The sequence below is a fragment of the Gilliamella sp. CG35 genome (assembly GCF_046635745.1).
In the GTDB taxonomy this organism is placed as follows: domain Bacteria; phylum Pseudomonadota; class Gammaproteobacteria; order Enterobacterales; family Orbaceae; genus Gilliamella; species Gilliamella apicola_I.
In genome coordinates, this window is record NZ_JBIDFH010000007.1 from 91,467 (window position 1) to 117,410 (window position 25,944).

The 25,944-nt window shown below is 37.3% G+C and carries 24 protein-coding genes and 1 CRISPR repeat array; of the genes, 13 read left to right on the forward strand and 11 right to left on the reverse strand.

Annotation, left to right across the window (positions count from 1 at the left end):
• The first annotated feature begins 72 nt into the window (after nucleotides 1–72).
• From ACGH4F_RS04860 to ACGH4F_RS04870, 3 genes are read left to right on the forward strand one after another with little or no spacing between them, the layout of a single operon-like run.
• Nucleotides 73–1,377 carry a DUF2868 domain-containing protein gene (locus ACGH4F_RS04860; RefSeq protein ID WP_411590230.1) on the forward strand — a complete coding sequence of 435 codons (1,305 nt, stop codon included), beginning with the start codon at nucleotides 73–75 and terminating at the stop codon, nucleotides 1,375–1,377.
• Nucleotide 1,378: 1 nt separating this feature from the next.
• On the forward strand, nucleotides 1,379–2,737 hold the full coding sequence (locus ACGH4F_RS04865; protein ID WP_411590232.1) for a GTPase/DUF3482 domain-containing protein: 1,359 nt from the start codon (nucleotides 1,379–1,381) through the stop codon (nucleotides 2,735–2,737).
• Between the two features lie 40 nt (nucleotides 2,738–2,777).
• Complete coding sequence (locus ACGH4F_RS04870; RefSeq protein ID WP_065559400.1) at nucleotides 2,778–3,218, forward strand: C40 family peptidase; 441 nt, start codon at nucleotides 2,778–2,780, stop codon at nucleotides 3,216–3,218.
• Nucleotides 3,219–3,292: 74 nt separating this feature from the next.
• Here the strand turns inward: ACGH4F_RS04870 and ACGH4F_RS04875 are convergent, their stop codons facing one another.
• The 8 genes from ACGH4F_RS04875 to rsmE form a co-directional block, all read right to left on the reverse strand.
• Complete coding sequence (locus ACGH4F_RS04875; protein WP_411590234.1) at nucleotides 3,293–4,480, reverse strand: pyridoxal phosphate-dependent aminotransferase; 1,188 nt, start codon at nucleotides 4,478–4,480, stop codon at nucleotides 3,293–3,295.
• Between the two features lie 279 nt (nucleotides 4,481–4,759).
• Complete coding sequence (nifJ, locus tag ACGH4F_RS04880) at nucleotides 4,760–8,302, reverse strand: pyruvate:ferredoxin (flavodoxin) oxidoreductase (RefSeq protein WP_411590235.1); 3,543 nt, start codon at nucleotides 8,300–8,302, stop codon at nucleotides 4,760–4,762.
• 330 nt (nucleotides 8,303–8,632) lie between these two features.
• Nucleotides 8,633–9,670 (reverse strand): phosphoribosylformylglycinamidine cyclo-ligase, encoded by a 1,038-nt coding sequence (gene purM / locus ACGH4F_RS04885; RefSeq protein ID WP_411590237.1) that lies wholly within the window; start codon nucleotides 9,668–9,670, stop codon nucleotides 8,633–8,635.
• A 99-nt stretch (nucleotides 9,671–9,769) separates the two neighbouring features.
• Nucleotides 9,770–10,180, reverse strand: coding sequence for a Holliday junction resolvase RuvX (gene ruvX, locus ACGH4F_RS04890; protein WP_267352571.1), 411 nt, complete (start codon nucleotides 10,178–10,180; stop codon nucleotides 9,770–9,772).
• A 3-nt stretch (nucleotides 10,181–10,183) separates the two neighbouring features.
• Complete coding sequence (locus ACGH4F_RS04895; protein WP_267380659.1) at nucleotides 10,184–10,741, reverse strand: YqgE/AlgH family protein; 558 nt, start codon at nucleotides 10,739–10,741, stop codon at nucleotides 10,184–10,186.
• 21 nt (nucleotides 10,742–10,762) lie between these two features.
• Nucleotides 10,763–11,215, reverse strand: a complete 453-nt coding sequence (locus ACGH4F_RS04900; protein WP_267352573.1) for a GNAT family N-acetyltransferase — start codon at nucleotides 11,213–11,215, stop codon at nucleotides 10,763–10,765.
• Nucleotides 11,216–11,217: 2 nt separating this feature from the next.
• Complete coding sequence (gene gshB / locus ACGH4F_RS04905) at nucleotides 11,218–12,174, reverse strand: glutathione synthase (protein ID WP_267360477.1); 957 nt, start codon at nucleotides 12,172–12,174, stop codon at nucleotides 11,218–11,220.
• 144 nt (nucleotides 12,175–12,318) lie between these two features.
• Nucleotides 12,319–13,044 (reverse strand): 16S rRNA (uracil(1498)-N(3))-methyltransferase, encoded by a 726-nt coding sequence (gene rsmE / locus ACGH4F_RS04910; RefSeq protein WP_267380656.1) that lies wholly within the window; start codon nucleotides 13,042–13,044, stop codon nucleotides 12,319–12,321.
• A 112-nt stretch (nucleotides 13,045–13,156) separates the two neighbouring features.
• Between rsmE and folB the strand changes: the two genes are divergently transcribed.
• Genes folB through ACGH4F_RS04930 form a run of 4 tightly spaced genes read left to right on the forward strand, consistent with a single transcriptional unit; the run spans nucleotide 13,157 to nucleotide 15,233 of the window.
• Complete coding sequence (folB, locus tag ACGH4F_RS04915) at nucleotides 13,157–13,525, forward strand: dihydroneopterin aldolase (protein WP_411590241.1); 369 nt, start codon at nucleotides 13,157–13,159, stop codon at nucleotides 13,523–13,525.
• A 14-nt stretch (nucleotides 13,526–13,539) separates the two neighbouring features.
• Nucleotides 13,540–14,538 carry an MBL fold metallo-hydrolase gene (locus ACGH4F_RS04920; RefSeq protein WP_267352577.1) on the forward strand — a complete coding sequence of 333 codons (999 nt, stop codon included), beginning with the start codon at nucleotides 13,540–13,542 and terminating at the stop codon, nucleotides 14,536–14,538.
• Nucleotides 14,539–14,595: 57 nt separating this feature from the next.
• Nucleotides 14,596–14,802: a hypothetical protein gene (locus tag ACGH4F_RS04925; RefSeq protein WP_267352578.1), complete on the forward strand. Its 207-nt coding sequence runs from the start codon at nucleotides 14,596–14,598 to the stop codon at nucleotides 14,800–14,802.
• 2 nt (nucleotides 14,803–14,804) lie between these two features.
• Nucleotides 14,805–15,233: an EamA family transporter gene (locus ACGH4F_RS04930; RefSeq protein WP_267352579.1), complete on the forward strand. Its 429-nt coding sequence runs from the start codon at nucleotides 14,805–14,807 to the stop codon at nucleotides 15,231–15,233.
• Here the strand turns inward: ACGH4F_RS04930 and moeA are convergent.
• The 3 genes from moeA to rsmI form a co-directional block, all read right to left on the reverse strand.
• Nucleotides 15,225–16,451, reverse strand: a complete 1,227-nt coding sequence (moeA, locus tag ACGH4F_RS04935; protein ID WP_411590243.1) for a molybdopterin molybdotransferase MoeA — start codon at nucleotides 16,449–16,451, stop codon at nucleotides 15,225–15,227. The genes ACGH4F_RS04930 and moeA overlap by 9 nt on opposite strands.
• 201 nt (nucleotides 16,452–16,652) lie before the next feature.
• Nucleotides 16,653–17,744: a redox-regulated ATPase YchF gene (ychF, locus tag ACGH4F_RS04940; protein ID WP_065559414.1), complete on the reverse strand. Its 1,092-nt coding sequence runs from the start codon at nucleotides 17,742–17,744 to the stop codon at nucleotides 16,653–16,655.
• 195 nt (nucleotides 17,745–17,939) lie between these two features.
• A complete protein-coding gene (gene rsmI / locus ACGH4F_RS04945) occupies nucleotides 17,940–18,764 on the reverse strand; it encodes a 16S rRNA (cytidine(1402)-2'-O)-methyltransferase (RefSeq protein WP_411590245.1) in 825 nt (274 codons plus the stop codon).
• Nucleotides 18,765–19,161: 397 nt separating this feature from the next.
• Between rsmI and nlpD the strand changes: the two genes are divergently transcribed.
• The 6 genes from nlpD to ACGH4F_RS04975 all read left to right on the forward strand — a co-directional run bounded on the left by nlpD (nucleotide 19,162) and on the right by ACGH4F_RS04975 (nucleotide 24,614).
• Nucleotides 19,162–20,193, forward strand: a complete 1,032-nt coding sequence (gene nlpD / locus ACGH4F_RS04950; protein WP_411590246.1) for a murein hydrolase activator NlpD — start codon at nucleotides 19,162–19,164, stop codon at nucleotides 20,191–20,193.
• Between the two features lie 117 nt (nucleotides 20,194–20,310).
• A complete protein-coding gene (gene gpmA / locus ACGH4F_RS04955) occupies nucleotides 20,311–21,063 on the forward strand; it encodes a 2,3-diphosphoglycerate-dependent phosphoglycerate mutase (protein ID WP_065559417.1) in 753 nt (250 codons plus the stop codon).
• A 100-nt stretch (nucleotides 21,064–21,163) separates the two neighbouring features.
• Nucleotides 21,164–21,742, forward strand: coding sequence for a thymidine kinase (locus tag ACGH4F_RS04960; RefSeq protein WP_065559418.1), 579 nt, complete (start codon nucleotides 21,164–21,166; stop codon nucleotides 21,740–21,742).
• Between the two features lie 178 nt (nucleotides 21,743–21,920).
• A complete protein-coding gene (locus tag ACGH4F_RS04965; protein ID WP_267352583.1) occupies nucleotides 21,921–23,129 on the forward strand; it encodes an aldose 1-epimerase family protein in 1,209 nt (402 codons plus the stop codon).
• Nucleotides 23,130–23,563: 434 nt separating this feature from the next.
• Nucleotides 23,564–24,157 carry a UbiX family flavin prenyltransferase gene (locus ACGH4F_RS04970; protein ID WP_267380646.1) on the forward strand — a complete coding sequence of 198 codons (594 nt, stop codon included), beginning with the start codon at nucleotides 23,564–23,566 and terminating at the stop codon, nucleotides 24,155–24,157.
• Nucleotides 24,158–24,224: 67 nt separating this feature from the next.
• A complete protein-coding gene (locus ACGH4F_RS04975; protein ID WP_267380644.1) occupies nucleotides 24,225–24,614 on the forward strand; it encodes a hypothetical protein in 390 nt (129 codons plus the stop codon).
• Nucleotides 24,615–24,890: 276 nt separating this feature from the next.
• A CRISPR array of direct repeats spans nucleotides 24,891–25,592; the repeat unit is 29 nt; unit sequence GTGTTCCCTGTATACACAGGGATAAACCG.
• Nucleotides 25,593–25,944 lie beyond the last annotated feature (352 nt).

Consider the following 25,944-nt stretch of genomic DNA (forward strand, 5'->3'; position numbering starts at 1 on the left):
ATTTAACTTACACAACGCGACTTAAGTCGCGTTTCTTTTATGCTTCATTAATCTCATTTTAAGATAAGTATAATGCGAGAAAAGTTAAAATCTTTATGGCTTGCTGAAACGATACGCTTGATTGAAAATGAATCAGGTCGATATGCCGATCAAGACATCAATCGAAAGGCAAGGGCTACACAATCATCATTATCCGATCGAATTATCCTACGAGCGGTGATGTTGTCTAAGCAAAATGGACTTTATACTGCACAAACGCTATTACTGCATGCGATAAAAATTTCTTTTGTTCTGCTCCTGTTTCTTTCCGTTTTTTTAGGCGTGACATTAGCGTTTAGCGCACTCAATCAAAACCCTGTTAATTTATACTGGGCACTTTTCAGCTTATTAGGCGTTCACCTGATCACCTTTTTAATCTGGGTTTGTTCCTTTTTTTTCTTTTCCAATATGGGGGGAAGTATTCTTATCCATTGTTGGTTATGGTTAGCTAAAAAGCTATCTCAAAAAAAGACCATACAAGAACTGATTCCTGCTTTTGTACAACTGTTCGGGGGTAAAATCCGCTGGCTAATTGGGTTTGTCCTCAATCTTTTTTGGACAATCATATTAAGCTTTGCCCTTGTTGTACTGGTGGTTTTGTTTTCGACACAACATTACAGTTTTGAATGGAAATCAACCCTACTTAACCCCGATGCAATTATACAACTGACCCATTATCTAGGGTTGTTACCTTCAATATTTGGGTTTTCAATTCCGCAAGATGAGATTATTCGATACAGTGAACGCGCACTTAATGCTAGCGAAGTTCGAGCTGCGTGGGCGATTTGGTTACTTGGCGTGTTTATTGTTTACGGATTAGCAGTACGTTTTATTTGCATGATCATTTGCGGTATTAACTGGATAGTCAGTTGCCGTAAAGTAAAATTGAATTTAAATTTACCTGAATATCAAATTTTGGCTAATGATTTACAACCGATTTCAATCCACGTTGTAGATGAAGATACGCATAAACAAGATCTTAATATTGATTTAACCAAACATTTTATAAACAATGGCGAAGGAATTTTTTTAGTTGCGGTAGATATTCCTGAAAGCTGGACACCGCCAGCATCTGTTACCTTTTTAGGTTTTGTAAATACGCGTGAACAGCGCAAACAAATTTTAGATTATCTTCAAATAAACCCAGCTAAAAAATTATTAATCGCTATTGATACCGACCGATCACCCGATCGAGGAGTATTAAATTTACTTAGTCAATTAACTGAAAAATCGCAACAAAACCGTATTTGGTTCATCAATCAAGGTCACCAACTTAACAACTGGCAATCTTTACCGTTTGAGTTTGCTCAACCGTCATGGTTAAAAGAGGAACTGTAAAATGTTAACAACATTAAAATTAGCCGTTGTTGGTCATGCTAATGTTGGTAAAACCTCATTATTACGGACATTAATTCGCAATAGTCATTTTGGTGAGGTTTCGAATAAACCTGGCACAACAAGGCATGTCGAATCCATAAAAATAAAACTAGGCAATCAAAAATCGATTATTTTTTATGATACACCTGGTTTAGAAGATAGCTTGGCTTTATACGACTATATTAATCAACTTTTGCCTACCAATCATAAACTTGACGGCATTGATAAATTAACGATTTTTTTACAAAGCCCAGAAGCAGAAAACCAATTCAACCAAGAAGCAAAAGTTATAAAACAACTCCTAAATAGTGATGCAGCTATCTATGTTATTGATGTGAGAGAGCCTATACTACCTAAATTTCATGATGAATTAGCTATCTTAGCCAATATTGATAAACCTATTTTAGCGGTGTTAAATTTTACTGCACAACAAAATCAGAATGAAAAAGAATGGAAAATGTTACTTTCACGAGTCGGGATACATGCTATCATAAGGTTCGACGCGATCGTGCCACCATTGGACGGTGAAGAAAGATTGTACAAAAGCCTTGCGCTTATGATTGAGCCAGCTAAAGCTATTTTAGATGAATGGCTAAATAAGATAACCGAATTACGAGACTCTCGCAACCAAAGCGCTAACTTAATTATAGCAGAAACACTGGTTGATGTGACTGCATTTTATCAAATGGCTAAAACAGATGATAAACAAGCCATAGTTGATATGCAAAATAAAGTAAGAAAGCGAGAACAAAAAGCAATTGATGAATTATTATCGCTTTATCAATTTGATGCTGAGCACGAAAGCGAACAAGGTTTACCCTTAATTAAAGGGCGCTACAAAGCGGATCTTTTTAATATTGATGCGTTAAAAAGCATGGGCGTTCATTTAACCAAAGGTTTTGTATCGGGAGCCACTATCGGTGCAAGCATCGACTTAGCAACCGGAGGATTGACCTTCGGATCTGCTGCGTTAATTGGTGGTGCTGTAGGTACGCTAATGCAAACGGCCAAACATTACGGATCTAGAATGCGCTACCAGCTATCTGGATACAGTAAATTAAGTGTTGACGATGCAATTATCTGTTTTCTTTCATTGCGATTAATTCGTCTTAAAGAAAATTTGAATAATCGTAGTCATGCAAATACCGACCCGATTCAATTGTCTAATTTGGATAATAGCGAATGGGAAAAGGGTGTATTACCCAAAAGTCTAAAAGTTGCAAGACGTTATTCACAATGGTCAAACTTAAACAAGGGAACCAAAAGATATGACAAAAAAAGGCAATCAACGATACGTGACGTTGCTAAGCAGTTGTTTTAGTCTAAGGAAACGTTGTTTTATTCTCACGTTAATTTTATCTATGTTTATGCTATTTGGCTGTAGCAGTAGTCGGGGACAAGTGACTTCAAATACGCTAAGATCAGAAACGGCTATGTTAGCTAAAATAGAATCCCATTACAAAAAATGGCAAGGTACGCCATACCGTTATGGTGGAACAACCCTAGCCGGGAGCGATTGTTCAGCTTTAGTCATGAACTTCTTTAAAAATAAGCTAGCTAAACGATTGCCAAGAAGTGCAGCTGAACAAGCTAAACTAGGTTACAAAGTGACGAAACCCAAAGCGGGGGATTTAGTCTTTTTCAAAACCGGTGGACGGGGTAGTGGATTACATGTCGGCATCTATTACACGGATGGAAAATTTTTACATGCCTCGACGTCGAAAGGTGTCATCTATTCCAATTTAAACGAGTCTTATTGGAAACAGCGCTATTGGATGGCAAGACGAATAAATGATATTTAAAAACGACTAAAATGCTCACTCATCACATCATGACAAGTGAGCATGATACTATCAGCACAATCAGTAATTTCAACTTAAATCAAAGACTGACTTTTCAAATTTCGCATAACATTTGCAACATAAAGCATTTCACTTGGTGTCCCTAATGATATTCGACACCAATTTGTGGCAGGCTCAAAATCTCGACCTATTAAAATAAAATTTTGTTTCATGAGTTCTCGATATTTTTTTAAATCAATGGGGCTTTTATGAAACAAAAAGTTCGTTTCAGATTTAAGATAATGTAAACCTAAATCTGACAAAGTCTTTTCCATAATCGTCCGTGACACATCAACCGCTTTTTTAGAATAAGTTAGAAACTGGACATCATCCATTGACGCTGAAGCCGCACAGACACCGCAATAATTTAACTTTTCGCCTGCAACATACTGAGCAATATGACGAATATTATCTGCTGAACTCACCACATAACCGACACGTAGACCAGCCATAGCATGAATTTTTGAAAACGTTTTCAGTAAAACGATATTATCAAACCCCTTCGATATTAAGTAATCAACCGACTTAAAAGCTGGATCATTGACGAATTCGGCATAGGCTTCATCGACAATAAATACCGTATTTTTGGGTTTACTTGTTAACCATGATTCTATTTCGCTGTTGGCAAAAACAGTCGAAGTAGGATTATTAGGGTTGACTAAATAAACGATTGAAGAGCCTTGATAATCCTCAACCGCTTTTTGTAAGCCTTTAATATCAATTTGCCAATCGGCTAAGCAGGGCACTTTGGTTACCTTTAATTTAAAGATTTTAGCAAAATGTTCGCCGTCACTATAAGTTAATTCTGGTATCACTAACTGTGTATCCGGTTTCACATAAGCTTCTAATGAACTTCGAATACCTTCAGATGATCCTGCCGTTAGCAAAATGTGATCATCGCTTACATGATGATATTGAGCCAATCGTCTATTTAACAGGGGCATTTCAGCTTTAGCATAACGGTTTGCTTTAGGAATCGCGTCAATGGCTGCTTGTTTAGCCGCGCCTGACATACCAAGCGCATTTTCATTAAAGTTCAGTCTAACGGGATTGTTAAGGTTAGGTATCACAACGTTATCTTGTATGGGTAACGAATATGACACTGTTTTTTGTTGTTCTAGCGCATGTGCTTTAGCCAGTAATTGATTAACCGTCAAACCTGCAATTGCAGCGGAAGACAACGTTAATAGTTTTCTACGGTTGATATTCAAATTTGCGACCATTTTTCACCTCTCGATTAATGATTTCTTTACAGGCTAATTAAACAGTGCAAAAAACATACCAAATATAATGATAATCATTAAAAGCGTATTGATACCCTAATTAGGGTCAATAATGGTCAATTTTGAAGATGATAACGATTAACTTGGTTAAAAAAACGCACTTAACTGGTGCTAGTTTGCACTAAAGCGCATCACGAATAAAAAGCCATTGCGTATGCTGCATAACATACGCAATGGTCTTAATTAAGATGATATGATTCTAATCACAACAGCGATTGATTAGCTGTCTGCGGGCGTTTCGATATCAGAATACGTCGATAACATTTGCAAGAACTTAAATTTAGCGTTTACCATTTTGGTTGAACGTTCATGCAAGGTATTGGCAATCACCGGTTCCAACGTTTCTAAACGTCTAAAACGCTGCTCTTTCAATAAAATACTAGATAATAATTCACTATTTGGTGATTTAGAATCAAGCACCAGACCAGGTTTACCTTCTGCCGTACGTCGTGGATCATAACGATAAAGCGGCCAGAATCCTGATTTAACTAAATCTTTCATTTGTTCATGCGATTTTGCTAAATCATAACCATGCTCTTCGCAAGGGCTATAAGCAATCACTAAAGATGGGCCGTTATAGGCTTCGGCTTCTTGCAGGGCTTTTAACGTTTGATTAAGCTGTGCACCTAATGCAATTTGCGCAACATAAACATGCCCATACATCATCACACTCACGCCTAAATCTTTGCGTGCTTTATGTTTACCTAAATCGGCAAATTTAGACACGGCTCCCATTGGCGTTGCTTTAGATTGCTGACCACCAGTATTAGAATAGCATTGTGTATCTAATACCAAAATATTAACGTTATCGGTCAAACTCATTACATGATCCAGTCCACCAAAACCAATATCATATGCCCAACCGTCCCCACCAATTGCCCAAACTGACTTATCGATTAAATAATCCGCATCTTGAATTAACTCTATTGCTTCAGGCGAGTCCAAATGAGCCAGTTGATCACGCAATAAAGCAACCTGCTTGCGTTTATCATCAATGGTAGAATCAAGGGACTGTAACGCAATGACAATTTCGGGCGAAATCTCACCCGCTACATGTTCAAGCAAACGTAACGCCCGTTTTTTATGTTGGTCATAAGTGATGCGATAACCTAAAGCAAATTCGGCATTATCTTCAAATAACGAATTTGCCCAAGCAGGGCCACGACCGTAACGATCGGTAGTATATGGGGTAGAAGGTAAATTACCGCCATAAATTGAAGAACAACCGGTTGCATTAGCTATGGCAAGATGATCACCATAAAGTTGCGTTAACAATTTAATGTAAGGGGTTTCACCACAGCCGGCACAAGCGCCCGAATACTCAAACAATGGTGTTAATAACTGCGATGTGCGGACATCAATACGTTCAAGTGATTTAATATCACGATCAGGCAAATCATTAAAGAACGCAAAATTGGCGCGTTGCGTTTCTAAATTATCAATGCGTGATTGCATATTAATCGCTTTAATATCAAAATTATTACGATCCCGAGACGGACACACCTCAACACACAAATTACAACCCGTACAATCTTCCGGCGCAACTTGTAAAACGTAGCGTTGACCTCGCATATCGCGGGCTTTTACCTCGAGCGAACTCAATGAATCGGGTGCGTTTGCCAAATCGTCAGGTAATACCACTTTAGCTCGAATTGCCGCATGTGGACACGCAACCGCACAATGATTACATTGGGTACAAAGGTCGGGTTGCCAAATTGGAATCGCTTCGGCAATGTTTCGTTTTTCCCATTTTGTGGTGCCCGTTGGCCAAGTGCCGTCGGGTGGAAAGGCAGATACTGGCAAGTTATCGCCTAAACCGGCAAGCATTGATGCCGTCACTACTTTCACAAAGTCAGGCGCATTACTTGGTACTATAGAAGGGCGTGATGCGCTACTTTGATCGACACAACTTAACGGAATTTGCTCTAAAGAAGCAATCGCTAAATCAAGGGCTTTCCAGTTGTTTTCGACTAATTCTTGACCTTTGCTACTGTAACTTTTGGCTATCACTTCTTTAAGCTGTGTGATACTAAAATCATTTTTAAATATTTCAGAAAGATGAAAGAAAGCCGCTTGCATAACGGTATTAATACGGGCTCCTAAATTACATTCTCGGGCAATTTTAGCGGCATTAATAATATAAAAGTGTGCTCTTTTCTGGATTAATTGTACTTGAACTTCTTTCGGTAAACGATGCCAAACTTCATCTTTACTATAAGGTGTATTAAGTAAAAAGATCCCGTCATCTTTTAGTTTTTCAACAATCTGGTATTTATCGATAAATTGATCTTGATGACAGCCAATAAAATGTGCGCTAGTGATTAAATAAGGAGAATCAATAGGCTCCAAACTTACTCGTAAATGCGAAGTCGTTAAGCCACCGGCCTTTTTAGAGTCATAAACAAAATAGCCCTGCACATAAAAAGGTGAGCTATCACCAATAATTTTAATATTATTTTTAGTCGCCGAAACCGTACCGTCACTACCCAAACCATAAAATAATGCTTCAAGCGCAGATTTTTGTGGAATAGATTGTTCGGGTAATTTCAATGACAATCCAGTTACATCATCATAAATCCCAACGGTAAAGCGTGGTTTTGGTTTTTCTGCTAACAGCTCGTTAAAGATAGCCAAGACACAGCGAGGATCAAACTCTTTCGATGACAAACCATAACGTCCACCAACAATGGTTGGTAAACAATGGCGTTCACCTTGGCTAAAGCTTTCGGCAAAAGCAGTCATAACATCTAAGTACAAAGGTTCGGCTTGGGCACCAGGTTCTTTTGTTCTATCTAAAACTGCTATTTTTTTAACAGAATCCGGAATGATCGCTAACAAATGTTTTGCAGAAAAAGGGCGGAATAATCTAACAATCACCACACCGACTTTTTCATGATTATCAAGCAGATAATCGACAACTTCTTTACAAGTACTCACGCCTGAGCCCATTATGACAATCACACGTTCGGCATCGCTTGCCCCATAATATTCAAACGGTTGGTATTGTCTGCCTGTCTCTTTTTCAAATGCTTGCATCGCATCGACAACATGCTGATAAGTCTGATCATAATAAGAATTTACCGCTTCACGACATTGAAAATAGGTATCAGGATTAGCCGATGTGCCACGAATAACAGGATTATCGGGCGTCAAAGCACGGCTACGATAAGCTTTTATAGCATCATGCGGTAACAGGTTATGAATTTGTTCATCGCTTAAAGGATGAATTTTATTCACTTCATGGGATGTTCGAAAACCATCAAAAAAGTGGACAAAAGGCACACGACTATTCAATGTTGCCATTTGTGCAATTAGCGCAAAATCTTGGGCTTCTTGAACTGAACTTGAACACAGCATAGCAAAGCCCGTTTGTCTGATTGACATCACATCGGAATGATCACCAAAAATTGACAGCGCATGGGTGGCAACCGTACGAGCAGCGACATGTAACACAAAAGGCGTTAATTCACCGGCTATCTTATATAACGAAGGGATCATTAACAACAAGCCTTGCGATGATGTAAACGACGTCGCTAATGCGCCCGTCATTAAAGAACCATGCACAGTTGAAATAGCACCCGCTTCGGACTGCATTTCAACTACTTTTGGAATATCGCCAAAGACATTAGGCTTATTAAATTCAGCCCAAGTGCTTGCTTGCTCAGCCATGGTTGAGCTTGGCGTAATAGGATAAATTGCTATGACTTCATTGGCACGATAAGCAACGGATGACACCGCACTATTAGCATCAGATATGATCATTAAAAAACCTTGTGTTTTATAGTGTTACGACATTACTTCATTATTATAAATTTTGACTATTGTATCAGAAACTAAGATAGCTTTGAGTTATTTTTGAATTAAAATTTTTTGATTTGAAATTAGTGTTCAATAATTGGATTAGGATTAACTAAATAAACCCAACCTTTTTTAAACATGATTGATGACTTTGTAGATATTAAAAAAGAATTGCATAGTTTCATTTATATAATATGTACTCAATAATGAACAATTGAAATGGTTTTGGCATTTTACATTGAATAGATTGTTACTATACAATTTATCTAAATTATATAGTAACAGATGTCTATTTTACAGAATAATGACTTGTTCATCCGATGTTGACTGTTTTATTTCACCCATTAACCACGCTTTTTCACCATGATTATTGAGTAACGTTAAGGCGTCATTAACGCAATGTTGGGGTAAGACAATAATTAAACCTACACCGCAGTTAAAAGTCCGGTACATTTCGTGCCGACTGACATGACCTGCTTGTTGTAGCCAATTAAATAGTTGTGGCCATTGCCAACTGCTTTCGTTAATGATTGCTTGCATATTGTCGGGTAGCACTCGTGGAATGTTTTCCCAGAATCCACCGCCTGTAATGTGCGCTATGGCATGTACATTGACATGTTCAATTAAATCAAGAATCGATTTGACGTAGATTTTGGTCGGTGCAAGCAGGTGATCAGCAAGAGGCATACCATTTAATTGTTCAGTTGCCGGATTTACCCCACTGACTTCAATAATTTTTCGAATTAATGAGTAGCCATTAGAGTGCGCCCCACTGGATGCTAACGCAATGATGGCATCACCGTCTTGTACTTGACTGCCGTCAATCATTTTTGATTTTTCAACGACACCCACACAGAATCCAGCTAGATCGTAATCATTATCCTGATACATGCCTGGCATTTCGGCCGTTTCGCCACCGACTAGTGCACAACCAGCTTGTTTACAACCTTGTGCTATTCCTGTCACTACCGTTGCTGCAATGTCAACATTGAGTTTTCCTGTTGCATAATAATCAAGAAAGAATAGGGGTTCAGCACCTTGAACAATAAGATCATTTACACACATGGCGACTAAATCAATGCCGATAGAGTCATGGCGTTGTAAGTCCATTGCTAACCGTAATTTAGTCCCGACACCATCTGTACCCGACACTAGAATCGGTTCGTGATATTTTTGTGGGATTGCGCATAGTGCGCCAAATCCACCTAATCCGCCCATGACTTCAGGACGTTTAGTTTTTTTGACAACTGATTTAATACGATTAACCAGTGCATTACCGGCGTCGATATCGACACCGGCATCTTTATAGCTAAGAGGCGTTTTATTTGACACGAGAAGCAGTCCTTAAATAAAAAAACTGCTGATTATTTTAGCAAGTATGTAAATGATTAGCGATGAATTATTTGTAAAATAAATAAAAGGTTAAAATAGTTAATGGTTTTCAAACCAACTTTCTAAAATAATAATTGCCGAAGTAGCATCAATATGACCTTTTTCAAGTGCACGGTAACCACGTGACGCAAAAATGTGCGATTTAGCTTCGACCGTCGATAATCGTTCATCCTGTAAATGAACTTGATAACCAAACATGCCATGTAAACGGTTAGCAAATTTTCGTGCTCTGGCTGTCAGTGGTTGTTCGCTACCGTCCATGTTGAGGGGTAACCCAACCACTAAGTAATCAGGTTTCCACTCTTTAAGTACCTTTTCAATAGTTTGCCAATTAGGAATGCCGTCTCGTGCTTTGAACGAACAAAGTGGATTGGCTGTTTTGGTGATGTCTTGTCCAATCGCCGCACCAATACTTGAGGTTCCAAAATCAAATGCAATAATGGTTGCCATTGTTTATGCATTTCCCATTTGATGCGATATGCGATTGATATTAATCCCTAGCGATTCGGCGGCTTTTTGCCAGCGTTCTTCAATAGCAACATTAAAAATAATATTGGGATCGGCTTCTGCCACTAACCAATCGTTGCGGGCAACTTCTGATTCAAGTTGCAGTGATTGCCAACTTGAATAACCTAATGCAAGAAAAAGATCTTTCGGTTGTTCAGGTGTCCCAATCGATTTTAATGCATCAAGTGATGTGGTTATCATCACGTCATCAGATATTTGAATGCTCGATGAAAAGCCCGATTGTGGAGTATGTAAAATAAATCCTTGTTCATCCGCTAAAGGGCCACCACAAAATACAGGGTATTCTAGTTCAGCACAGTTTTTTGGTGCCATAATTTCAAGACGAGTCAATACGGTGGCAACATTGAGTTCAACAAGAGGTTTGTTAATGATGATACCCATTGCTCCATCTCGATTATGTTCACAAATATATACCACCGATCGGCTAAACAAGGTTTCGGATACGTTTGGCATTGCAATGATAAAATAATTTTTTAGATTCATATGCTCACATTTTAGTTTTATTTAAATTGCACACTTGCCGATTTTTACGTTGTGTTCAACTAAGCAACGCATCAATAATTCGGGTTCATTGGTTTCTTCATTGATGGATTCGGAAACAATTTCAAAATTTTGTGAAAGATAAAAATTAATAGCTGTACTATTTTGTTTGTAGACATGAACAAGTAATTCGTTGTAACGCTGTTTCGCTTTATTAACCAGTGCTTTTCCTGTCCCTTGTCGGCGGAATTCTTCGTCAACAAATAAACCAGAAATATAGTTTTCGGTTAAGCCAATAAATCCTTTTACGCCATTAAGATCTTGCACGTAAATGGTTGACATTGGAATGAGCATTTTAACAAATTCATAATTTTGTTTGAAAAATTCAGGATCAATAAAATTATGGGCTTGTATATTTCCTTCAAGCCATAGTTGCATAATTTTATCGAGATCCGTTTTTTTATATTCTCTAATCATGTTTAGCTCTTTTTATTTAATCGTTTTTCAATGGCATCCATTAACATGCCTGTAATAGATATGTCTGGGTTTGCCGCTTCAATTTCACGTACACAAGTCGGGCTGGTGACGTTTATTTCAGTTAATTTATCACCAATAATATCTAAGCCAACAAACAATAGTCCTTTTTCTTTTAAGGTTGGTGCTACGCTTTTAGCTATTTGCCAATCACTGTCACTGAGTGGTCTTACTTCGCCATATCCCCCAGCTGCTAGATTTCCACGGGTTTCCCCTTTTTGAGGGATTCTAGCAAGACAGTAAGGCACCGGTTGACCGTCAACGACCAAAACACGTTTGTCGCCGTCTTTAATTGCAGGAATAAATGCTTGAGCCATGCAATATCGGGTGTTCATTTCGGTTAGGGTTTCGATAATAACGGATATATTGGGATCATCTTGTTTTATTCTAAAAATTGACGATCCGCCCATGCCGTCAAGTGGTTTTAAGATGATATCTTGTTGTTCTTGATGAAATGCTCGTATTAATTGAGTTTGACGAGTCACGAGGGTTTCTGGCGTAAATTGGGCAAACCATGCTGTAAATAGTTTTTCGTTACAGTCACGTAAGCTTTGTGGTTTATTTACCACAAGTACACCATTTGCTTCTGCTCGTTCTAAAATATAAGTTGAATAGATAAATTCAGTATCAAAAGGGGGATCTTTACGCATTAGTATGACATCAAGATCACTTAATGGTAGTGTTTGTTCTTCATCCATATCAAACCAGTGATTGAGATCGTGATGAACGGTTAACTTTCGTGTTGTTGCATAAGGTTGACCATTACGTAAAAACAGATCGTTCATTTCCATGTAAAAAAGTTGATAACCCCGTTTTTGTGCTTCAAGCAACATTGCAAAACTGGTGTCTTTTTTTATCTTGATATGACTGATTGGATCCATAACAATACCAAGCTTAATCATGGTAACTCCTTTTGTATTGTTCAATAAAATATGAATTGTGACAGATAGTGTTTTTATCACTATGCAAAAGCTTTGGCAACTATCATACTCGTAACAGATTAAGATGCAATGTAAACATGATGAATTATGATTTTTTACAGTTAATTATCCTAAATCACCAAATTGAACTTGTAGTGCTGTTAAGGCTGTAAGCGCTGCTGTTTCGGTACGTAGTATTCGTGGTCCTAGTAAAATATCGGTAAATTGATACTGATGTGTCATGTTGATTTCGTCATCAGATAATCCCCCTTCAGGCCCGATTAGTAAACTGATATCCGTTTGTCCGGTAGGAAGGTGTTTTACTCCATGTGTTGCTTTAGGGTGTAAGTTTAATCGTAAACCGCTGTTTAAGTTGGCACACCAATTTTCAAGTTTCATGACGGGATGAATCACCGGAATGATATTACGACCACATTGTTCACAAGCTGAAATCACAATTTTTTGCCACTGATTCACTTTTTTGTCTAATCGTTCTGCATCGAGTTTTACTCCACAACGTTCAGAAAGTAGGGGCGTAATACTGGTTACCCCTAATTCGACAGATTTTTGTATGGTAAACTCCATTTTTTCACCGCGTGATATGACTTGTCCAAGATGAATTTTTAAAGGGGATTCACGGTTGTCTAATAGGGTGGTCGCCGTTTTGACGGTTACCGATTTTTTATTGATTTCATGTATTGTTGCTGGTGTGATGTGATTAGTACCATCAAAAAGGATAATATTTTCACCTGTTTTCATTCGTAAAACCCGAATAAGGTGATTAAATGCATTATCATCTAATGTCATGATGCTATTTTCAATAATCGAAACAGGTTGATATATACGGGTCATAAGTGCTATGGTTAATTTCATTACAATTTAAAATAAATTATAGCGTAATTTGTTGAGATTCGGTAATCTTCTGTTTAAAGTAGATAAACTTAATCTGTTTTTAGGGTGAAATATGCGCATAAATAATCATGATCGTGTTTTGATTGAAGGTTTAACTATTTTTACAACCATTGGGGTCTATAGTTGGGAAAAAGACATTAAGCAAAAGCTTATCTTGGATTTAGAGATGGCTTGGAATAATCAACCGGCAGGCAAAAATGACGATGTTTCGCTCTGTTTAGACTATTTTTTGGTTAGTCAGTCTGTTACTTTGTTTGTTGAAAGTCAGCAATTTGAATTAATTGAAACCGTTGCTGAACAGGTTGCTGAGCATGTTATGCAAAAATTTTCAGTTGGTCATATTAAAATTAAAGTCTCTAAACCCGATGCTATTGCTAATGCTAGTAATGTCGCTGTGTTAATTGAGCGATACGCAAATTAATAAGGGTCGTTTTAATGAGTTATGAACAGAAAAATATCGTTGATCAATCCCACCATAACGGTAAAAAATTTAAAAATCAGGAGCCGTTTAAGCTTACTTTAAGTGATACTTGTCGTTGGTATTTTAATCGGAATGTTTTGCCCCCACAAGCAGGTTATCTTGGTTTTAATCATCAATGGTGTCAATCGATTGATATGACGTTAGATGATGATAGAATTTGGTGGATAGGGCATTCAACCACGTTGATTCGTCTTAACGGTAAAATGATTTTAACCGATCCTGTTTTTTCTGATCGTGCTTCACCTTTTCAGTTTTTAGGCCCTAAACGCCGTACACCACCCGCACTGAGTATTGAAGAACTTCCTAACATTGATTTTATTGTGATTTCACATAATCATTATGATCATCTTGATTATCATAGCATTCGACATTTAGTAAGTCGTTTTGCAAATGTTGTTATTTTAGTGCCATTAGGTTTAAAAAATAAACTTCATAAGTGGGGGGCTAAGACGGTTATTGAGCTGGATTGGTGGGGATCGGCGGATATAGATAATCTTACTTTTACTGCAACACCTGCCAAACATTGGAGTAAACGTGGTTTATTTGATGTGAATAAGGTATTGTGGTGTGGTTGGGTGATTCAATCAAATGTGGCTAATGCTAATCAAACAAAAACACTCTATTTTATGGGCGATACCGCTTATTCATCAGTTTTAAAGCATATTGGTGAATATTTTACACATATTGATTTGGCACTTATTCCAATTGGTGCTTATGCGCCTCGTTGGTTTATGCAGTCACAACATATCGATCCTGAGCAAGCAGTACAACTTTATGATGAGTTACATTGCCATGCTGCAATGGCAATACATTGGGGAGCGTTTGAGTTAGCCGATGAACCTTTAGATGAACCGCCAACTTTATTATCTCAATACCGTGAAGCTCGAGCCTTTCATTTGTTAAAAATAGGTGGTAGTCTATCTATTCATCAAACAGATTCTAAAATAGAATAACAGTTATTAATCTATATAGCTTAAGTAATCATTTCTACATTAACATCGGAGAAAACCATGAAAACAGTACTGATTACATTGTCTTGTGTGATACTGAGTTTAAGCTTAATTGCTTGTGGTGGTAAGAATGATCACGGTAAACAATATCGTTGGTCAAAAGCGCACGGTGTGTTAGAAGGTTGTGATGGTGTGATGAGTAATTCACAACAATGCCAAAAAAATTCAAATAACCAGCAATATATGATTCAAATAGACAGGAATTAAAAATGAGTGCTTGGCTTATTTATGCCTTGTTGTCTGCCATTTCTGCGGCTTTCGTGGCAATTTTGGGCAAAATTGGTTTACAGCATCTTGATGCAAATACGGCAACCGCAATTCGAGCTATTGTTATGGCGATATTTTTGGTTGGCGTGGTGGCAGTTCAGGGTAAATTAAACTTAATTAATACGTTTTTTAATGATAAAAAAGCATTACTGATTATTGCATTAAGTGGTATTGCCGGTGCGTTGTCATGGCTGTTTTATTTTATGGCAATCAAAGACGGTAAAGTGTCGCAAGTTGCCCCTATTGATAAGCTAAGCGTGGTGTTTGCAGTGGTATTTGCCGCGGTTTTATTTGGTGAAAAAATTTCATTTTTATCAGGCGTAGGGGTTGTGATGATTGCCGCTGGAGCCATTTTAGTGGCACTATTTTAATAAGTCATTAAACAGCGTAACGGTGACATATTCTCCTTTACTGACGTTTCCGCGTTCTTGTTCTAATATTATAAAACAGTTAGCTTTATTGAGCGATTGGGTAATATGTGAACCTTGTTGACCCGTTGATTTAACTTCTAACTCGCCTTGGTCATTTGGTTCCACTCTACCACGTTGAAAATCTATGCGCCCAACACTTTTTTTAAGATCGGTTGCTGTTTTAACTTGAAAAGTTAAATCCGCTGATAGCGTTTGTTGTCCTGCAAGCGCTGAAATTAAAGGTTGAACGAGTTGATAAAATGTCACTACTGTTGAAACAGGGTTACCGGGTAAACCACAAAATAGCGCTTTGCCAATTTGTCCAAAGGCAAATGGTTTACCGGGTTTCATCGCTATCTTCCAAAAATTAATTTGTCCTAACTCTTCTAAAGCCGTTTTGGTGTAGTCAGCATCGCCTACCGATACCCCACCACTGGTAATGATTAAATCAGCTTGGGTTGAGGCTGTCATTAAAGCTTGTTTAATTTGGTTAGGATCATCAGGAATAATACCTAGGTCGATCACTTGGCAATTCAGTTTTGTTAATAGCTGTTTTAATGTGAAACCATTACTGTCATAAATAGCACCATTGTCGGTTAACGGTTGACCAATTGGCGTTAGTTCGTTGCCGGTTGAAAAGATAGCAACGTTTAATGTTTTATACACGCAAACTTGCTGAATGCCAAGCGTTGCTAATGTCGATAAAGTAGGAATTGATAAGCGTTGACCTTTGGCAACTGTGACTGCATCTTTTTTGATATCTTCACCGATTCGGCGAATATTATCCCCCGCTTTAATATCTTTAAGAAAAGTAATGTGTTGACCTTTTACTTGTGTATGTTCTTGCATAACAACCGCATCAGCATCATTAGGAACAGGCGCACCTGTCATAATTCGTAAACAACTGCCAATTGCCCAGTTAAGATCACCGATATCATCACCTGCATAAACAGTCTTAGAAACCGGTAAGGTTCTCGATGTTTCAATATCAGCAAATCTGACAGCATAACCATCCATTGCCGAATTATCAAAACGAGGGACGTTAATGAGGGATATAATGGGTACAGCGGTAATTCGGTCGAGTGCATCATTTAATGATACTGTTTCGTGTTCAAGTGATTTTACGGCGGTGGAAGCTTGCAATATTTTTTGTTTTGCTTGGTCGAAAGTCAGTAACATAGTTTTTCCTTACCTAGTTGATGCATACATTTTATCGATAGTGTTAATGTTTATTAACATGGTTATTTGCGTTTCAATGGATCGACTCGATGTGTTTTGATTATTGTTTAATGATTTAGGCTTTGGTTATCGTGTTTTTTATCGTTAAACGTTAACGCCACCTTGTGGTGACGTTAATGTATTTCATCATACGTGTTAATATTAGACATTAAATAAAAAGTTCATAATGTCGCCGTCTTGGACGATGTAGTCTTTACCTTCAGAACGCATTTTACCTGCTTCTTTTGCCCCTTGTTCACCCCCGTATTTGATAAAGTCATCAAATGCGATAGTTTGCGCTCGGATAAAGCCTTTTTCAAAATCAGTGTGGATTTTTCCAGCCGCTTGCGGTGCGGTATCACCAACGGATATTGTCCATGCTCGTACTTCTTTCACGCCTGCGGTAAAATAGGTTTGTAAATTAAGTAATTTATAACCTGCACGTATGACACGATTTAACCCCGGTTCAGTTAATCCTAAGTCTTGCATAAATTCATCTCGGTCGGCATCATCAAGTTCTGAAAGTTCCGCTTCAATGGCAGCACAGACAGGAACAACAACCGCTTTTTCTGCTTCTGCAATGGCTTTAACTTTATCTAAATAAGGGTTATTTTCAAAACCGTCTTCGTTGACATTAGCAATATACATGGTTGGTTTTAAGGTTAAGAAGCTAAGATACTTTATTGCGTTTAGTTCTTCTTTGCTTAAATCCAATAGTAATAATTTTTTACCTTGTTCTAAGTGGGGTAGACATTTTTCTAAAATTTCAAGTTCAAACTTGGCATCCTTGTCACCACCTTTTGCTCGTTTTTGTAGTCGAGTCATAGCACGTTCACAAGCTTCAAGGTCTGCTAACGCTAGCTCGGTGTTAATAATTTCAATATCTTCGGCAGGGTCAATTTTACCTGCTACGTGAATGATGTTTTCATTTTCAAAGCATCGTACGACATGACCAATTGCTTCGGTTTCACGGATATTGGCTAAAAACTGGTTTCCAAGCCCTTCACCTTTTGATGCACCTTTCACTAATCCAGCAATATCCACAAATTCCATTGTGGTTGGTAAAGTGCGTTGTGGTTTGACAATTTCAGCAAGCTGATCGAGACGAGGATCGGGCATAGGCACTACACCAGTGTTTGGCTCGATTGTACAAAACGGAAAGTTAGCCGCCTCAATGCCTGCTTTAGTTAGTGCGTTAAAAAGTGTTGACTTACCAACATTTGGTAGTCCGACGATCCCACATTTGAATCCCATACTGTTTGTTACCTTTTATCATTAAATTACTTAAAAATAGTGGCTAATTATATACTAAATCGCACTATTTGTGCCAATGTTCTTATCGATGTTTTACTGTCTAATCTTATTCGAGGTTAACGCTTATCTTACGGTGTAGCTTGTAAGTTTGTTTTAGCTCAATAGCTATTAAATGTTAGTTGGTTGATGCTTTCATTATTCCAAACTCAACCCAATTTGATAAAGTTGGTTCTTTTTAAGTCCGTATATTTCGGCGGTGATTGCAGCCGCTTTTTTTAATGGAAGCTCTTTGGTTAATAATTTTAATGTGTGAATGACATTGGGATCGATATCCGTGTCAGTTTTAGTATGACCTTCAACAATTAAAACAAACTCCCCTTTTTGACGGGCAATATCTTCATTTAGCCAATTAATTAATTGAGTCACCGGATAGCTGACAATCGTTTCCCATGTTTTTGTTAGCTCTTTGGCTAATACGATTTGTTTGTCTGCGCCAAATACAGTTTGCATATCATGCAAGGTATCAAGTAAACGATGTGTTGATTCATAAAATATCATCGTTCGTGTTTCATTCACCAGTGTCATTAAATAGTCCTGACGAGCTTTACTTTTAGCGGGTAAAAAACCTTCATAGCTGAATTTATCTGACGGTAGTCCTGCAACCGATAAGGCTGCAATCGCTGCGCAAGCGCCAGGAATAGGAACAACGTTAATCTCATTTTCACGGCAAGCTTTCACTAAATGATAGCCTGGATCATTTATTAAGGGGGTTCCAGCATCAGATATTAATGCTATCGATACGCCAGACTTGAGCTTTTCGATTAATAGCTGAGATTTTTCTTGCTCGTTATGATCGTGCAGTGCAAAAAGTTTGGCTTTGATTCCCAAATGTTGCAACAGTAATCCACTGTGGCGAGTGTCTTCGGCAGCAACTATATCAACCTTTTTAAGGATCTCAATTGCGCGAAGCGTGATATCATTTAAGTTTCCAATTGGGGTGGCTACAATATATAAAGTCATTAGATTTGGTCACATTTTAATTTTGAAAAAAATACCACAAATATACTATACGAAAACCTATTTTATTGTATATACTCATTGCGTTCAAAACAATTTCAGTTTTTATCATTTTATACCCATTGTAAAATTGCATTTTGAATATTTAATCTTAGTTGATAAGCAAGTTTGCTTGTTGATTCACTAATGGTATAGTGGTGTTAAATTTCTTGTCAGAAAGGGCATTCATTTTTATACAGCTTATTGGATTTATGGCGTGAGTTTGTCTTTAATTAAGTACTCCTCATCATTCTTCGACCATGATCAAATTAGCATGAATATTTTAAAGATAATAGCTTTTTACGGTAAAAACGTTAAAATGTATAATCATGGGCAATTTCTACCAAAATAAGATTAACGAATGAAAGGTATTAAAGTGAAAAAAATTCTCACATTAAGTAGTTTAAGTTTGCTGATTGCTGCGTGTACTCAAACAAACCCTGCTACAATTGTAGATATTTCAGATTCTTCCGGGAGCTCAAATCCGTCTGTTTATAGCAGACCACCGACAAATATTTCGACGGGTAACCGAATATCGAACTCTACTTATCCTAAATCGTCATCAAGCTCTAGTTCAACTGTGCAATCTTCCAGCTCGTCTGGTCAAAGCGTTGCAACAACGAATGAACGTATTGTGTATAATCGTAATTATGATGATATTCCTAAAGGTGGCTATAAGGGGGATACTTATACTGTTAAACGTGGAGATACCTTATTTTATATTGCTTGGGTAACGGGTAATGATTATCGATCATTAGCCGCAAAAAATAATATTAAAGAACCTTTCGCCGTTAATGTAGGTCAAGTTTTGGATGTCAGTTTTGGAACAACGGTTGTTGAAACTAAAAATAACGTTACCCAAAAAGTTGTGACGATCAAAGATAATTCAAATGGTACTTCATCAAGCCGTTCATCTGATCAAGGCAGCACCATTCAATCTGTTCAAAGTAATACTATTACATCTGTTCCAAGTAGTTCTAATTCATCGGATCAAAGTCGTTCCAATTTAGGAGGCGCAACAGCCACGGTTGCTAATATTTCATGGCAATGGCCAGCTAATGGTAAGATTATTGAAAAGTTTTCTAACGCAAGTAAAGGGATTGATATTTCAGGATCGTTAGGTGATAAAGTTGTCGCTGCGGCTGATGGTCGAGTGGTTTATTCTGGTAATGCGTTACCGGGATACGGTAATTTAATTATTGTTAAACATAATGATGATTATTTGACAGCTTATGCGCATAATCAGTCAATCTTAGTTAAGGAACAACAAACAGTTCGAGCCGGTGAGCAAATTGCAACAATGGGCGCAACAGGAACTTCATCAGTTAGACTACATTTTGAGATTCGTTATAAAGCGCAATCCGTTGATCCTGCAAAATATTTACCAAAATAATGTGTATAGTTTAAAAACGTTTATTGAAATACAACAGGAATACATGATTAAAATCATGTATTCCTGTTGATAACAAGATACATCAAATTTATTTTACGTAACAAAGGAGTTATATTCATGGCAGTAAAAAAATTAGTTCTTATTCGACATGGAGAAAGTGTTTGGAATCAAGAAAACCGTTTTTGTGGTTGGACTGATGTTGATTTATCTGATAAAGGTAATAAAGAAGCAGCAGAAGCAGGTCAATTACTTAAAAAAGAAGGTTTCGAATTTGATTATGCGTATACCTCAGTGTTAAAACGTGCTATTCATACATTATGGCATGTTTTAGATGAAGTGGATCAAGCATGGTTGCCTGTTGAAAAAAGTTGGAAATTAAATGAGCGTCACTATGGTGCACTTCAAGGTTTAAATAAAGCGGAAACTGCTGCAAAATATGGTGATGAGCAAGTAAAATTGTGGCGTCGTGGTTTTGCTATTACCCCACCTGCATTAGAAAAATCAGATGAGCGTTTTCCGGGACATGATTCACGTTACAGCAAATTGCCTGAATCAGAATTACCATTAACAGAAAGCTTAGCATTAACAATCAAACGTGTTCTGCCTTACTGGGAATCAACGATTGCACCACGTGTAGCAAGAGGCGAGCGTGTTATTATTGCTGCTCATGGTAACTCTTTACGTGCTTTAGTTAAACATTTAGATAATATCAGTGATGATGATATTATCGATCTTAACATTCCAACGGGTGTGCCTTTAGTATATGAATTTGATGACAATATGAAAGTGATCAAACATTACTATTTAGGTAATGCTGATGAAATTGCCGCCAAACAAGCAGCTGTTGCAAATCAAGGCAAAGCAAAATAGTTTTTATTTCATTATAATGATAAAAGGTAGGTTTGATAACTTACCTTTTTTATTTTCTAAATTATTCTGTTTCTTTATTAATTTATTTTGAGGCCTTATTTTGTCGAAAATTTATTATATTTATGCCGTCATGAATGCGGGTAAATCAACTGAATTATTACAAATCGACCATAATTATTTAAGTAATAATATGCAAACATTGCTACTTAAATCGTCTGTCGATACGCGTGATTCTGCTGTAGAAATTGTATCACGTTTAGGATTACGCAAAAAAGCGCTACAGCTTGATGATAATAGTGTTGATGAGATAATTGAATTAATTAAACAAAATGATTATGCCTGTATACTGATCGACGAAAGTCAGTTTTTATCCCGAAATACAATCTGGAAATTATCTGATGTTTGTGATGAGTATGGAGTACCAATGATGTTTTTTGGATTAAAAACAGATTATATGGGACATCTTTTTGAAGGCTCAAAAACCTTACTTGAAATCGCAGATAATTTTAGAGAGCTTAAAACCGTTTGTTGGTGTGGAAAAAAAGCAACGATGAATTTGCTAGAAGGTAAAGATGGTAAGATTGTTAAGTTTGGTAACTCTATACATTTAGGTGATAGCGAGTTTCATTCTGTTTGCCGTAAACATTGGAAAGCAGGACAGGTTAGACCCAATCGTTAATTGTGGTTAAATAAAATCATTTCATTATAACTCATAAGATTATTGATATTTTTTCTGTTTAAAAAGTGTGAATAATCTCTCATTTTTGATATTTTCTTTTTGTTGATTTATCTCGTTTTATGCCATATTGACTGAAGCGATTCAGTTTAGTTGTTTTAATAAATTATGAGGAATTAACATGAAAGTTAAAATCATTTCACTTGCAGTATTAGCATGTTTTACAACCATGACGGCTAATGCTAAAGAATTTGTGCTAATTGATACCGAGAAAGATGTAGCAAAAGGAAATTGGTCTATCTCCAATAAAGATTTAGGGATAAACGCCGAAAAATTTTTTATTGCAAATACTGTCCTTAAAGGTGGAAAACAAGAAGGAAGCGAGTTATTAACAATCAACAGTAATGATTTTACCATAAAATTAAGTCCGACTCGTGGACTGGGAATTATTTCAGTTGTTGGTGACGGTATTCGAATGGGGTGGGATTCACCAGTTGACGAAATTGTTCACCCGAAATTTATAAATCTTGAAAGCCGTGCAGGGCTGGGTTGGTTGGATGGTTTTAACGAAATGATGGTGCGTTGTGGTTTTGAATGGACAGGTCATGCAGTGCAAGCAGACGGAATGATGTATACATTGCATGGGCGAGCTCAAAACACTCCGGTTTCAAAATTAGTCGTCGAAGTTTTAGATAAAGCACCTTACACAATCACGGTTAAAGGTTTAATAAAAGAAAACACATTCAAAAAGAGCAATCTTGAAACGTGGGCATCAATAAGTTACGTACCAGGTAGTAAAGAGTTTACGGTACATGATGTTGTGACCAATAAAGGTGATTACACGAAAGATTTCCAAATCATTTATCATAGCAATTACGGTACGCCAATTTTGGAAGAGGGTGCTCAATTTGTTGCACCAGTCCGAGAAATCTCGCCATTTAACGATTATGCTAAAGATGGGTTAAAAACATGGCAAACTTATCTAGGGCCAACCAAAGGTTTTGACGAAATGGTATTTAACGTTTATCCGTATGCCGATGCTAATGGTAAAACGCAAGTTATGTTAACGAATAAAGCAGGGGATAAAGGCACGGGTATTGCTTTTAATACCAAAGAACTTCCTGTTCTTTCTTTGTGGAAAAATACCGATACACTTAAGCAAGGTTATGTTACTGGTTTAGAACCGGGAACCAGTTTTGCCTATCCTGTGACTATTGAACGTGAACAAAAACGGGTACGCCAGTTAGAGCCGGGACAAAGTACCGAATTTACCTTAACTTATAGTCTGTTATCCGGTAAAGATGCTGTCGCCAAATATGCTCAACAAATCCAAGCAATTCAAGGTAATCAAGAAACCAAAGTGGTTGAACAGCCAATGGCTAAGGAATAACTGAAACTATACTACGCCTAAGCCTATTAAATTAGGCGTAGTTAGCGCATTTTATCTTAATTCATCACATTTCATCCTGTAATGTTGTATTTGTGTCGCTGATATCCAAATCCTTAAACTTAATGTAATATCGTTTTATTAAAAAGATTAATTTTATTAAATAAATTTATTCTTTTTTGTTCTCAATTTTTATATAAGCTTTCCCTTACTTGAAAGCTAAATTCGATATAGGTATGATGTGTTGTGATAAATCTATCATAATCGATCTTTTTAACTTGACAGCTTTTTTGTTCAATGAGCTATCAATGATAAGTGATAAGATTTACTCATGCATAACATCTCAGTTTATCGAATGAAAAAATTGGAATCATCTTATTTTGAACATATCAATGTCAACCGATGTTGTTTGTAGTCAAAATACTATAGGAATTAACATGACAGCAAAGCGTATCATTATAGGAATCAGTGGTGCAACGGGGTTTGCTTATGGCATAAAAGCGTTAACGCTTTTAAAACCATTGGATATTGAAACTCATTTGGTAATCTCTAAAGCTGCCCACATGACCTGTTCTTACGAAGTTCCCAATATGAGCATCAAACAGATAGAGGCGCTTGCCGACAAGGTTTATTCTATTAATAATATCGGGGCAGCTATAGCAAGTGGTTCTTATAAAACAATGGGCATGTTAGTTGCACCGTGCTCAATGCGTAGTTTGTCTGCAATTGCTAACAGTTTATCGGATAATTTGCTAACTCGGGCTGCCGATGTAGTTTTAAAAGAACGTCGCCGTTTAGTTTTAATGGTACGTGAAGCACCTTTACATTTAGGACATATTAAAAATATGGAGGCTGTCACTTTAATGGGTGGGGTGATATTTCCACCTGTGCCGGCACTGTATCAACGTATTGATAGTATTGATGATATGATAACTCATAGTGTAGCTAGAGCGTTAGACCTGTTTGATATCGATATTTCTGCATTACCTCGTTGGGGTGAAGATATGCATTTAAACAATACACCATCTTAATCGAGTTTAACTTTCATTAAATATGCAGCCCAATAAAAAAATCCTTGAATTCATTAACAAACACCATGTGTTATCACTCAGTATGATTCTGCCTGATCATCAACTTTGGGCGTGTAATGCTTTTTATGTTTTTAATGAAGATTCCATGTGTCTTTATATCCTTTCTGACGTGAAAACAATTCATGGTAATGCGATGTTAACCCATTCACACGTGGCGGGTACAATAAGCATAGCACCAAAGACCGTTGCAAAAATCCAAGGTATTCAATTTCAAGCCATCGCATCGCGATTAGAGGGTCACGATGCCACCCAAGCTTACTCACACTATTATCGAAAATTTCCTTTTGCCAGAATGATTAAAGCGCCAATTTGGTCACTTAAATTACAACGAATTAAAATGACCAATAATTTAATGGGATTTGCACATAAAACCCATTGGGATAGGACAGAGGAATAAATAATGAGTGAGTTTTTTAGTAAAATCTGCTTAGTCCAATAGAGCTAATTAACATAACGATCTGTTATGCAATGATCCAAAATAGCGTCGGTACATAAGCGCATGGCAAGTATAAATATTGCACAAATTTCTTTACTAATATTGCTTAATAAATTGATAATATTATAAATTTTGTCAAACCCCATCAGAATTTTAATCGCTTAAAAAAGCAGCAAAAAAGTTGGTAGAATTTTACACCCTCCTATTTTAATTAATAAACAATAGGTTATAATTAGAGTGTTCCCTGTATACACAGGGATAAACCGATGCCTTCAATAATAAGAAAAATGAATTTAATGTGTTCCCTGTATACACAGGGATAAACCGTCCAAGAATTAGCCCTGGGCTACGAGGGCGGTGTGTTCCCTGTATACACAGGGATAAACCGCCTCGGCTCAACTGCAGTTTTTGAGATTTATAGTGTTCCCTGTATACACAGGGATAAACCGGCGCAATTGATGCGATTAATACCGGGCGCGATGTGTTCCCTGTATACACAGGGATAAACCGCAACAGCGAAACGTGGTGACGGCAATACTGGTGTGTTCCCTGTATACACAGGGATAAACCGTGCGTAAATCGCAGTTCAAACATAGGGGGGGCTGTGTTCCCTGTATACACAGGGATAAACCGTATGCGCACTTGAACGCTGATCATTTAAGCCAGTGTTCCCTGTATACACAGGGATAAACCGCTGTGGAAAAAGCGCACGGGGCAGATTTTAACGTGTTCCCTGTATACACAGGGATAAACCGAAAATTATACGTATAAACTCCATTTATATAAAGTGTTCCCTGTATACACAGGGATAAACCGATTGATTTTAAAACCGCCATGAAATCATCATAGTGTTCCCTGTATACACAGGGATAAACCTGCGATTCAATGGGCACACGGTCAAACATTTGATGTGTTCCCTGTATACACAGGGATAAACCGTTATCAAATATTTCACCGTTAATTTTGTAATCTGGGTTTTTTGTTCCTGATGTAATGGGATTCTTTTCCACATGATAACCATTCTTTGAAAGAATTTGAGCACTTTCTTTTTCTCTTATAATTGAGCGTATATTTTCAGAAGTACTTGAAAGTGGTATTTCAGTTGGTTTGCCGGTTAAAGATCCTGTCTCTCCCTTTTCAACAAAATTATTCCAATTAACCTCATCTAATTCAATCTCTACCGCTTCAATTTTTTAATGTACTTTCGTTCTGCCTCAGTGCCGGTTATTTTGATGCGGGCGTATTTTAATAAGCGTAGTGAACGGGTTAAGGATTCGGCTAAACCAACTAA